7 protein-coding genes are annotated in these 12,992 nt (G+C 42.8%); 5 read left to right on the top strand and 2 right to left on the bottom strand.

Annotated elements, in window-relative coordinates:
• Nucleotides 1-13: 13 nt before the first annotated feature.
• Together H6G77_RS04325 and H6G77_RS04320 are read right to left on the bottom strand one after the other, a co-directional pair.
• A complete protein-coding gene (locus tag H6G77_RS04325; RefSeq protein WP_190870924.1) occupies nt 14-1,255 on the bottom strand; it encodes an S-layer homology domain-containing protein in 1,242 nt (413 codons plus the stop codon).
• A 295-nt stretch (nt 1,256-1,550) separates the two neighbouring features.
• Entirely contained in the window at nt 1,551-2,258 is a 708-nt protein-coding gene (locus H6G77_RS04320) for a conjugal transfer protein TrbI (protein WP_190870923.1), read from the bottom strand.
• A 494-nt stretch (nt 2,259-2,752) separates the two neighbouring features.
• Between H6G77_RS04320 and H6G77_RS04315 the strand changes: the two genes are divergently transcribed.
• From H6G77_RS04315 to pyk, 5 genes are all read left to right on the top strand, one after another.
• Nucleotides 2,753-3,400, top strand: a complete 648-nt coding sequence (locus H6G77_RS04315) for a class I SAM-dependent methyltransferase (protein WP_190870922.1) — start codon at nt 2,753-2,755, stop codon at nt 3,398-3,400.
• 596 nt (nt 3,401-3,996) lie between these two features.
• Nucleotides 3,997-7,023, top strand: coding sequence for an exonuclease subunit SbcC (sbcC, locus tag H6G77_RS04310; protein ID WP_190870921.1), 3,027 nt, complete (start codon nt 3,997-3,999; stop codon nt 7,021-7,023).
• 519 nt (nt 7,024-7,542) lie between these two features.
• Nucleotides 7,543-9,924 carry a phosphoketolase gene (locus tag H6G77_RS04305; RefSeq protein ID WP_190594711.1) on the top strand — a complete coding sequence of 794 codons (2,382 nt, stop codon included), beginning with the start codon at nt 7,543-7,545 and terminating at the stop codon, nt 9,922-9,924.
• Nucleotides 9,925-10,128: 204 nt separating this feature from the next.
• Nucleotides 10,129-11,166: a type I glyceraldehyde-3-phosphate dehydrogenase gene (gap, locus tag H6G77_RS04300; RefSeq protein WP_190594710.1), complete on the top strand. Its 1,038-nt coding sequence runs from the start codon at nt 10,129-10,131 to the stop codon at nt 11,164-11,166.
• Nucleotides 11,167-11,453: 287 nt separating this feature from the next.
• Entirely contained in the window at nt 11,454-12,884 is a 1,431-nt protein-coding gene (pyk, locus tag H6G77_RS04295; protein WP_190594709.1) for a pyruvate kinase, read from the top strand.
• Nucleotides 12,885-12,992: the final 108 nt, after the last annotated feature.

Raw genomic sequence — 12,992 nt, 5'->3', positions numbered from 1 at the left:
AGCGCCTTTCACACTATCTCACTGACACCAACAGATTTTGATTAATGGTCATTTCTAAATCTGTGTTGGGGTTAATGGCGATTAAATCAACACTGTTGCGACCGAAGAACAAGCCAATTAAACCACCGATCGCCCCACCACCGAGAACTTCTTCGGTTGCGATCGCGCGATCGCCTGTCACCGCAGATACCGCCGCCGCCGCCGCCGCACCTAAGACTGTATTGGTAATAATGGCTCTTGTACTAGTACCTTTGTTGACTGTTTCGGTTTTGGTAATCACATCAGAAGTAGCAGCAATTTGATACTCCTGACCTGTGGTTAACACTAGTTTTTGTCCTACGAATTGCGAACCGCCTTTGGCTGGTTTGAGTTGACCAACAACTTGACTACCAGCCGGAATTACCACAGTACCATCTTGGGTAACTACGTTTTGGTCAACAGTCAGTGTTAAAGGCGCAGTCTCATCTTTAGTTACCAAGATTTTTTTCGCTTGGTCATACTTCACAGGGATAACAGTTCCTTGGGGAATTGTAATTGAGACGGGTGTAGGTGTTGTGGGTTGAGACGCAACTATATAAGGTGAGTTAATTGCCGAAGCTTGATTAGAACTCACCAAGGCTTGGTAAATAAAAGCTGCTACTTGGGCGCGTGTTGCAGTGGCATTTGGGCTGAGGAATTTAACATTAGGATAGTTGACCACAATTTGCTGTTCTGTCGCCGCCGCAATCGGACTACGGGCATAACTCGCAATTCCTGAAGCATCATTGAAGTATTGCAGAGTGCTTTCCACATTACCACTAGGGTTATATTCCAAACCATTAGCCAGGGAAACTAACACCTGTTGACGAGGAATCGCTTGATTCGGCTCAAAACGATTTCCAGGATATCCAGACAAGAACCCAATGGTATAAGCTTGCTGAATGGCGCTAGATGCCCAGAAATTGCTGGGTACATCTACAAAGTTGATTCCTTGTCGTTGTGGTGCTTTTGCAAAAGCCTTATTCACCATCGCGGCAAATTGAGCGCGGGTGACTGCTTCTTCTGGGCGGAAACTACCATCAGGAAAACCTGCAATTACACCCCGTTGTGACAATTCTTGAATAAATTGTGCTGCCCAATAATTAGAAGAAACATCTGTAAAAGTAGTTTGAGCTAAAGAAGGTGTAGCAGTTATAAAAGGTGCGACAGCGCCAGCAGTAATGGTCAAAGCCATGATTGCAGCAGTTTTAGATTGCCAACGATTTAAAGTAAACATTAATTTATGCCTCTTTACATTTATTTTGTTTCTGTTAATTACTTAGACCATTTTGGATATAAAAAGTTTCTATTATTTGATATTTTTGGGGAATATTTTTAGATTTAAGTTGCTGAAATAAATAGGTAATAAGTCATAGTATTTATGTGTCTGATTCATTACTTATTCCAGATGACATATTAGGAGTTAATGGTTATTTATCTCCGATATTTTTATCGATAAAAATGAAGCGATCGCCCAGACGTTGACACAGGCGATCGCTGATAGCATGATTAAATTCACGATGGAATTTTAGTTAATAGGTATTATTTCGAGAAATAACTAAATTGCTGGTCAGTGTGATGTCCAAATCTTCTTCAGGTCTGAGAACAAACACATCAGCTTGGTTTTTCCGCAATAGCACACTCGCAGCAGCGCCAACCGCACCACCAGCCACAGGTTCTAACACTTCTATCCTTCTGTTACCAGTTAACAATGAAATAACAGTGGCCGCACCTGCACCAATAGCTGCATCGGTTAAAATTTGTCCAGTATTAGCACCTTTGCTGATTCTTTCTGTTTCGGTAATTGTGCGAGAATTCGCATTAATTGGTAATCTGCGACCAGAAGGAAAGACGAGTTCGGAAGCAACAAATCTCACACCCTTGCTATTATCACTATTTCTGTTGTTGGAGGAACTTCTGCCGTATAAATCGACAGGTTCTAATCTACCAACCACTTCAGTTCTAGCAGGAATTAAGACATTTCTATTTCTATCGATGATGTCGTTAGCTATTCTCAGCTTGATGGACATACTTTCGCCTGGGGTGATCACGATTTTTTCTTTTTCGTAAGTTACAGGCAAAGTTACATTAGCAGGAATTGTAGTTGAGCGTGATTGCCCAAGATTATATTGCGCTTGGGCGGGAGCTAATGCAATCATAGGAGCGATCGCACCTGCTGTAGTTAAGGCCATTGCCATGAATGCAGCAGTTCCAGATTTAAGCCGATAAAGGTGTGTCATAACAAAATTTACGCTTATGTGTGTGACCTGTGTAATGACGATGGGTTACTGAGATTGTTTCTGACTAATCGTGGAACTATCTCTCGGCATATTCCGTAGGTAAGACTGATTGCATGACGAGGAGTATTTGCTATGGTTCCACAAAATTTTACACTTTTAAAATATGTTGCTCACCCAAGATTTTGATACTTCTAATTGACGCAAATTTACTAAATTTGTTCCATCATCATTTTGTTTTACATTTTATAGGACTCATATTTGATTTGGGAAAAAAATCAGTACACTCAGATCAGGCTGCTTTCCTACTCCCTACTCCCCATTCCCTACTCCCTGCCTACACAAATAGATTCAGAAATCAAATCGGATTCCTATATATCTAAAAATAAAAGTATTTACACCATCATATAATATACAAAATTTGACAAATATATCTTGTCAAAGTATTGCAGAAATGCTTACAACAAGGCATTTACTTAGACATTAATGGTAAGTTTATGCAAGTAGTCAAAATAATTGATGCCTACAATCACGGTGCAGTAGATTATGAACAGATTATGCTGCGCTACTGGCACATTGAGCGTCAACCACTAATTGATTCTCTACAACTTCAACTTGGACAAACTGTGCTGGATGCTGCTGTCGGCACAGGATTAAATCTTCCGGCTTATCCCCCAGGTGTGAGCGTTGTGGGTGTAGATTTATCTGAAAAAATGATCAATGAAGCCCAGAAAAAAACTGTCGCCGCAGATATCACTTTTAAAGTTGCTGATTTGCTAAATTTGGATTTTGCTGATAATAGCTTTGATGCTGCTGCATCGGGTTTTACACTGTGTGTTGTCGCTAATCCTGTACGCGCTTTGAGTGAAATTTTACGTGTTACAAAATCCGGTGCATTAATCGCAATTCTCGATTATTGTAAATCACGAGATCCAGAGATTGAGAAATGGCAAGAATTAATCTATGATGCCGCTTTAGAATTAGGTTTTCCTACAGGCAAGATTAAGTGGAATGCGTTGATGGATTACGATGAATTGATTTATCACAGCAAGTTGCCGATTGAGGTACTTCAAGATGAGCGTATCGAAAATCCCAACCCGTTTTTATGTGGTTGTCAATTACTGCTGCGAAATTTGAAGGGTTAGGTTCAATAAATATATAGCAGCCCTAATTGAGAAATGAACAAAAGAGACAAGGTAGATAAGGTAGAGAGATGTTTGTATATCATTCAGGATTGCTATATAGCAATTCTATCTGAGTTGTGAAAAAGTATTCTTTTTAACGAACCGCAAAGGGCGCATAGACGCGATAGCGGCTTCCCGAAGGGTAGGACACAAAGAAAGAGAAAGAGGAAAAGAAAGAGATTTCACAAATGATTTAGGATTGCTATAGTAGAGACTTTGTATACAAAGTCTCTACAGTAAAAATAAATTGTCTCTCAAGCTTACATCTCTTTATTAACAAAATAATTTGTGGCGTTGCTGAATCGAGGTATGAATTTAAATGTAGAGACGTTTCATGAAACGTCCCTACAAGGGTTTTATCAGAAAACAAATTGATTTTCATACATGAAATCAGCAACGCCTAATTTGCCAGAAGGGAAAAACTTGCTCATCATATTGTTAATTTTCGTAAAATTACGGACTTAAAGACTAGAATACTGATATCTACCTAGCTAAACTATCTAGAGTGCATCTGTACTGCTTGTTGATGAAAACCTAGATGTGGCGCTATTGCCTCAATGATTCCAGTACAACTTATCCTCAAAAACTTCCTTAGTTACCGTGATGCTACTTTAGATTTTCGTGGTTTGCATACGGCTTGTATTTCTGGTTCTAATGGTGCGGGTAAATCGTCTTTGCTTGAGGCGATTACATGGGCAATTTGGGGTGAAAGTCGTGCTGCTGTTGAAGATGACGTGATTCACGCCGGGGCTAAAGAAGTCCGCGTTGATTTCACGTTTCACATTAACCAGCAACTTTATCGCGTCATTCGCACCAGAATTAGAGGTGCAACCAGTGTTTTAGAATTTCAAATCGAAACGCCTGCTGGTTTTCGTCCGTTGACTGGTAAAGGAGTACGGGCAACACAGGACTTGATTTTAGAACATATCAAACTCGATTACGATACTTTTATTAATTCTGCTTACTTGCGTCAAGGTCGTGCGGATGAATTTATGTTGAAGCGCCCGACAGAACGTAAGGAAATTTTGGCAGAGTTGTTAAAACTCACCCAGTATGATGATTTGGAAGAACGGGCGAAAGAATCTTCCCGACAATATAAAGCGAGGGCGGAAGAATTAGAGCGTTCTTTGGAAGCGATTAAAATTCAGCTGCAACAGCGAGAATTTACAGAAGCGCAACGGGTAGAATTAGAAGCCGAACTGAATCAGCTTCAACAGGTGCAAGCTTTTGAGAATATTCAATTACAAAGTTTGCAGGTTGTCCAGCACCAGCGACAAAATTGGGAACAACAACTGAGCTTTGTAAGGCAACAATATCAAAATTTAACCCAAGATTGCGATCGCCTCCACCAAGAACAATCATCTGTTAAAACCCAACTGGCAGAGTTAGCCGCTATCTTAGATCAAGAAGCAGAAATTAAAAACGGTTACGCCCATTATCAAAGTCTCCAATCTCAAGAAGAAGCTTTTGCAGCTAAATTTGAACAACACACCCGCGCCACAACATTGCGTCAACAAAAGCAGCAACAATTAACTCAGCAAATTCACGAAATTGAAAGACAACTCCAACAAGTCCAAGCCCAACTGGAAGCCTTAGCACAGCAAGAACAGGAAATTCAGCACACCCTCAGTAAATCAGGCGAAGTCGAAGCCGCATTAGGACAACTCAACGCCGCCCGTCGTCGGGTGACGCAGTTGGATGAATTACAGATGCAGGTTTCGCCTTTATTGCAACATCGTCAAAGTTTGCAAACTTATTTAGATAGAATCCAAGCTAGTTTAGTCGCCAGATTAGAACAAATTCAAGCTACAGAAAATCAACTACAACGCGCCTCCCAACGCCACCCGGAATTGCAACAAGCGGTGATGGCGGTGGCGATGCAAATTGAACAAATGGAGAAAGAGCGGGTTTATCTGCAACGGGTTCAAGAAAAAGGTCAAGAAAGAAGGCACTTTATTGAGCGCCTGCAAGGGCAACAACGAGAATATGAGAGGTTATTAGGCGAATTAGACCAAAAATTACAAATGCTCCGCAATCCTGATGCAATTTGCCCATTGTGTGAACGTCCATTAGATGAGCATCATTGGAATCGGGTTGCTGATAAAACTAAATCGGAGTACAAGGAAACTGAGGAGCAATTGTGGGTATTTCGTGAGCAATTAGCTTGTACAGACAGAGAAATTCAGGCTTTGCGGCAAGAATACCGGGCAATTTCCCAAAAATTGTCCCCTTATGATTCTTTGCGAGAACAACGCGGACAATTAGCCGCCCAACTAGAATCAACCAGCGATGCAGAAGAACAGTTAGAACAACTGGCGCAGGAAAGACAACATTTAGAGCGATCGCTCCAAGTGGGTGATTATGCCCAAGATAAACAGCAAGAACTGAGAAAATTAGACGAATATCTGCAACAATTAAATTACAATGAGCAAGACCATGCCTTAGCACGGAGTGAAGTCGAAAGATGGCGCTGGGCAGAAATTAAACAAGGGCAAATTAAAGACGCACTCAAACGCCAAACTCAATTAGCCGCCCGCAAGCCAGAATTACAAGCAACTATCGCCCAATTACAAACCAGAATTCAGCAAGAACACACTGATTCTGAATGCGCCCAACAAATTAACGCCCTAGAGCGTCAAATTACAGAAATTGGTTATAGTGCAGAGCAGCATAATAACCTACGTCAAGCCGTCCGCCAAAGCCAAGGTTGGCAGTTACGTTATCAACAATTACTCTCAGCCCAACAGCAGTATCCCCAATTGCAAGAGAGATTACAAGAACTAGAAGCGGCGAAAACTACTCGGTTAAACGAACGACAACAACTCGCCAGCCAAATTGATGAAATTGTCCAACAACTAGCCCAGTCTGCCAACCCGATTGAGCAAATTCAAGCTTTAGAACAGCAATTAGCTATCCGCCGCCGACAACTCGATGAACAAATCGCCAAATTAGGGCGTTTAGAACAACTCGCCCATCAATTAGAAACCTTGCAAGTGCAGTATGAAGAACAACAACAACAACTGCAAGCTTGTAAAAAACAGTACCGTGTTTACCATGAGTTAGCTTTGGCGTTTGGTAAAAATGGTATCCAAGCACTGATGATTGAAAACGTACTACCCCAACTAGAAGCTGAGACAAATCAGTTATTAGCGCGGTTGAGTGCCAATCAATTGCATGTACAATTTGTTACGCAAAAAGCAGGCAGAAGCGGCAAATCTACTAAGAAAAATGCCAAATTGATTGATACCTTAGATATTCTAATTGCCGATGCCAAAGGAACCCGCGCTTATGAGACTTACTCTGGTGGGGAAGCCTTTAGAATTAACTTTGCCATTCGGTTAGCAATGGCGAAATTATTAGCACAAAGGGCGGGTGCGGCGTTGCAACTGTTAATTATCGACGAAGGCTTTGGTACACAAGATGCCGAAGGATGCGATCGCCTGATTGCTGCCATAAATGCGATCGCTGCTGATTTCGCCTGTATCCTTACCGTCACCCACATGCCCCACCTCAAAGAAGCCTTTCAAGCCAGAATTGAAGTGCATAAAACTCAACAAGGTTCACAGGTAAGGTTGTCGGTTTAGTTAACAGTAGAAAATAAAAATTAGCGATCGCTATCCTAAACCATTTGTGAAATTTCTATATCTCTTTCTTCTCTTTCTTTGTGTCCTACCCTTCGGGAAGCCGCTATAGCGTCGATGCGTTCTTTGCGGTTCGTTAAAAATAATATTTTTCACAACTTTCAGATAGGATTGCTATGCTATTTAATATTTTTTATCAAAAGTAATATTTCTTTAATAACATTATCTTTTCTAAACCAAATTCTGTAGTGAATTTCTGGCATTTGTCATAAATGGTTTAAAAAAATCTTAAAACTAGCGAGTCATGTTGGTTACATCTGCTACTCTCTCAAGCAGGAGATATTCGGGAATTATTTATCACTCACTAAAAATTTTCGCACCAGCGATCGCAACAACAAAGTACAAGTTTTTCCTGATTGGCGCTGGAAAAAATTTGTCATGAGTAGGATGGCCGTTATTGCATAGACCACTACACTAGCTTACGAAACAAGGTCAAAATCCTGTTGTATACGGAAATTTGTTATGACTTTAGCAATCTCTCCACAAACAAAGCCTTTAACAGACGAAGAATTGCAGAAAATTAACGCCTACTGGCGGGCGGCGAACTATTTGTCAGTAGGGCAAATCTATCTACTAGACAATCCACTGCTGAGAGAAACCCTGAAAATCGAACACGTCAAACCCCGACTTTTAGGACATTGGGGAACAACACCAGGGCTGAATTTGATTTATGTCCATCTCAACCGCATCATTAAAAAATATGATACGGACATCATTTATATTGCTGGCCCTGGTCATGGTGGCCCTGGCTTAGTAGCGAACACCTACCTAGAAGGAACTTACAGCGAATATTATCCCAACATTTCTCAAGATGCTGAGGGAATGCAGCAGTTGTTTAAACAGTTTTCTTTCCCTGGTGGGATTCCTAGCCATGTCGCCCCCGAAACCCCTGGTTCAATTCACGAAGGTGGGGAATTAGGTTATGCCTTAGTTCATGCTTACGGTGCAGCTTTCGACAACCCTGATTTGATTGTGGCGGCAGTTGTAGGTGATGGTGAAGCCGAAACCGGGGCTTTAGCTGCTAGTTGGCATTCTAATAAGTTTCTCAACCCTGTAAATGACGGGGCAGTTTTGCCGATTCTGCACCTCAATGGGTATAAAATTGCTAACCCCACAGTGTTGTCACGGTTAAGCGACGAAGAATTAGAAAGCTTATTTGTGGGCTATGGCTATAAACCTTACTTTGTCGAAGGTTCTGAACCCACAGACGTGCATCAACAGATGGCAGCAACCTTAGATACAATCATTTCCGAAATTCAAAACATCCAAAGAGAAGCCCGCGTACATGGATTTACAGAACGTCCACGCTGGCCGATGATTATTTTGCGAACTCCCAAAGGCTGGACAGGGCCAAAAGAGGTTGATGGCAAGAAAACCGAAGATTTTTGGCGATCGCATCAAGTCCCCTTTGGAGCGATCGCTCAACAGCCACAACATTTAAAATTACTCGAAGACTGGATGAAGAGTTACAAACCCGAAGAACTCTTCGACGCAAACGGTAAACTCATTCCCGAACTCGCCCAATTAGCCCCCACAGGCCTGCGGCGGATGGGCGATAATCCCCACGCCAACGGCGGTATCTTGTTGCGTGATTTGCGAATGCCCAACTTCCAAGATTATGCCGTACATATTCCCCAACCCGGCAAAGTCGAAGCAGAAGCCACCAAAGTCACAGGCCAATTCCTCCGGGATGTGATGAAACTCAACCTCGACAGCCGGAATTTCCGCGTTTTTGGCCCTGATGAAACCGCCTCCAATCGTTTAGATGCCATCTTTGAAGTCACTGATAGAACTTGGGTTTCCAAAATCCTGCCCGAAGACGAACACCTCTCACCCAACGGTCGGGTAATGGAAATTCTCAGCGAAACCAATTGTCAAGGTTGGTTAGAAGGCTATCTCCTGACTGGTCGTCATGGATTCTTCTCCTGCTACGAAGCATTTATCCATATCATTGACTCCATGTTCAACCAGCACGCCAAATGGTTGAAAACCACTCGCCATATTTCCTGGCGCAGACCAGTTGCTTCCCTAAATTACTTACTCACCTCTCACGTTTGGCGACAAGACCACAACGGCTTCTCGCACCAAGACCCTGGTTTTATAGACCATGTAGTCAACAAAAAATCAGAAGTAATTCGCGTCTATCTTCCCCCCGATGCCAACACCTTACTTTCTGTAACCGACCACTGCCTAAGAAGCCGGAACTATGTCAACGTGATTATTGCCGGCAAACAACCAGCCTTGCAGTATCTGGATATGGATGCAGCCATTAAACACTGCACCAAAGGCATAGGCATTTGGGAATGGGCAAGTAACGACCAAGGTAGTGAACCAGATGTAGTCATGGCTTGTGCTGGGGATGTACCCACCTTAGAAACCTTGGCGGCTGTGGATATGCTGCGTCAATTCTTCCCAGACTTAAAAGTTAGGGTGGTCAACGTCGTTGATTTGATGACATTACAGCCAAAAAGTGAGCATCCTCACGGTTTAAGTACCAAAGACTTCGATACAATTTTCACAACCGATAAACCAATTATCTTCGCCTTTCATGGCTATCCTTGGTTAATCCATCGGTTAACCTATCGGCAAACCAATCATCAGAACCTCCATGTCCGTGGTTACAAAGAAGAAGGCACGACCACAACACCCTTTGATATGGTGGTTCTCAACGACCTCGATCGCTATCATCTAGTTATGGATGTAATTGATCGCGTGCCGAAACTAGGTTACAAAGCCGCATACATCAAACAACACCTGCAAGATAAGCTGATCGAACACAAACACTACATTTCCCAGTACGGCGAAGATATGCCCGAAATCCGCAACTGGCAGTGGCCGTATTAAAACAGTGAACAGTTATCAGTTATCAGTCAGTTCACTGTTTACTGATAACTGATAAAATCCCAAAACCTTAAAACATCTCTAACAAAATGCGTTTAGGTGTCTAAGACTGTCACGATCAGCTCAGTCAGACCAAAATTAACCCAGCTAAATGCCGCGCTGAAACGGAGAACAGACCTGGGTTGTTCTCAACTAGGAGGTTGAATTTTGACGAAGTTAAAAGTTGGTATTAATGGATTTGGTCGTATTGGCCGGCTAGTGCTGCGGGCTGGCATTTATAACCCTAACATTGAGTTTGTGGGGATTAACGACTTAGTACCACCAGATAACCTCGCTTACCTGTTGAAATATGATTCCACTCACGGTAAGTTTAAAGGCAAAGTGGAAGCCAAGGAAGATGGCATTGTCATTGATGGACATTTTGTTCCTTGTGTTTCCGTGAGGAATCCTGCGGAATTGCCTTGGGGTAAATTAGGCGCAGATTATGTAGTGGAATCTACTGGACTCTTCACTGATTATGAAGGCGCAAGCAAACACCTAACAGCAGGTGCAAAGCGCGTTGTTATCTCTGCCCCTACAAAAGAGCCAGACAGAGTTAAAACTTTGCTGATGGGTGTAAATCATCACTTATTCGACCCCAGCAAAGATTTAGTTGTTTCCAATGCCAGCTGCACTACAAATTGTCTCGCTCCCATTGCTAAAGTCATCAATGATCAATTTGGTTTAACCGAAGGCTTGATGACTACAGTACATGCCATGACTGCCACTCAACCCACCGTAGACGGCCCCAGTAAAAAAGACTGGCGGGGTGGTCGAGGCGCAGCCCAAAATATTATTCCTTCATCCACGGGTGCAGCAAAAGCAGTGGCTTTGGTATTGCCAGAATTAAAGGGTAAGTTAACCGGAATGGCTTTTCGCGTTCCTACCCCTGACGTTTCAGTGGTTGACCTCACCTTTAAAACTGCAAAAGCTACTAGTTACAAAGAAATCTGTGCAGCTATGAAGGAAGCTGCAACAGGTGAATTAGCCGGAATTTTAGGCTACACCGACGAAGAAGTCGTATCTACAGATTTTCAGGGTGATACTCATTCCAGTATTTTCGACGCAGGTGCCGGAATTGAGTTAAACTCCAACTTCTTCAAAGTTGTTTCTTGGTATGACAACGAATGGGGCTACTCGAACCGGGTGGTAGACCTGTTGTTATCGATGGCACAAAAAGAACAACTGTTGACTGTAGCAGCTTAATAAAGTCTGAAGTGTGAAGTATGAAGTATGAAATTTATACTTTAGCTTTCACACTTCAGACTTCATAAAAAAGTGTTTTTACATACATAAGGAGTGATATGAAGCACAAGTGATATAGATGCAGGCAATTCTGGAAAGCATTGATAGCGGTAGTCAGAAAGACTAGGAAATTTCAAAAGTACTAATACTTTTGACTTTTGGTTTTTTACTTTTGACTTCTCCGGCAAAGCCGGAGTGCCTCCTGCCTCCTGCGCTATATCGCAATATAGACCCGAACCCTAATCCCTATGCGTCGAACCAAAATTATTTGCACTGTTGGCCCTGCTAGTTCTGCACCGGAAAAACTACAAGCCCTTGTAGAAGCTGGGATGAATATAGCGAGGTTAAACTTTTCACACGGCGCTCATGAATTTCACGGACAAACGGCTAAATATTTACGGCAAATTAGTGCCGATCGCCAAAAGCCAGTGGCAATTATGCAAGACCTTTGTGGCCCGAAAATTCGTCTAGGAGTTTTACCACCCGAAGGACTAAATGTCGAAGCTGGGGAAGAAGTCACATTTGTTTTGCAGGACAAAGGCAATAGTATCGACGAACTGCCTTTACCCTTGCCGACTTTGTTCGCAATGGTTAGACCAGGGGAACCGATTTTAATTAATGATGGACGTGTAAAGTTAATTGTCACCGATCGCGATGCCGATAAAATTCGGGCGTTGGTGAAAATTGGCGGGTTAATTTCCACCCACAAGGGCGTTAATCTGCCAGAAACACCATTACCCGTAAGTTCAATCACCGAAAAAGACTTGATGGATTTACGCTTTGGCATCCAGATAGGTGTAGATTTTGCGGCGGTTTCCTTTGTGCGATCGCCCCAAGATTTAGAACCTGCCCAACGGATGATTGAAGCTGCTGGGGCTGCAATTCGTTTAATTGCCAAAATCGAAAGACCAGAAGCAGTTGAGCGTTTTGACTCCATCTTACAAGTTGCTGACGGCATTATGATTGCCCGTGGCGATTTGGGAGTAGAAGTGCCAATTCACGAAGTTCCCCTGATTCAAAAGGATATTATTCGCCGTTGTAATCAGGCTGGTAAACCCGTGATTACTGCTACCCAAATGTTGGAGTCAATGATTAGTTCACCAGACCCCACCCGCGCCGAAGCCACCGACGTGGCTAACTCCATTTTGGATGGTACTGATGCCGTCATGCTTTCTGGAGAAACAGCCGTTGGTCAATATCCTGTAGCGGCGGTGCAAATTATGCACAACATCGCTGTACGGACAGAACAAGCTTTGCAAGAAGGTGGTAAACATTCCTGGTGTCACGAAGCAGGTAGTCTCAGTGTTACCGAATCGGTGGCTGAAGCAGTATGTCGCATCGCTTATGAAACAGGCGCAAAGGCAATTCTTTGTAATACCACCTCTGGTAGTACAGCTAAATTAGTGTCCAAATACCGTCCTTCCGCGCCGATTATTGCCCTCACCCCTGATGAAAATTCCTATCGCCAACTAGCACTTTCTTGGGGAATTGAACCTATATTCATTCCCCCAGTTCACAATGCGGAGGAAATGTTTATCAACGTCGTCAACACAGTTGCAGACACGGGTTTAGTCAATGAAGGCGATAAAGTGGTAATTACTTCCGGCGTTCCAATTGGTAAATCAGGCACAACTAGTTTAATCAAAGTGCATTCTATTGGACAGCCGATTCTCGCTTGACGTAGCTAGAATAAGGCTGAGGCTTCGCTCAGTGAACAAAGCAAGCATTAAGAAAGATTGCCGAAATCAGAATTTTAGCGACCGTAGAAAGTGTAAACACATAGGGGA

The organism is Aulosira sp. FACHB-615, from assembly GCF_014698045.1.
GTDB lineage: Bacteria > Cyanobacteriota > Cyanobacteriia > Cyanobacteriales > Nostocaceae > Nostoc_B.
This window is presented reverse-complemented; position numbering and strand designations above follow the sequence as displayed.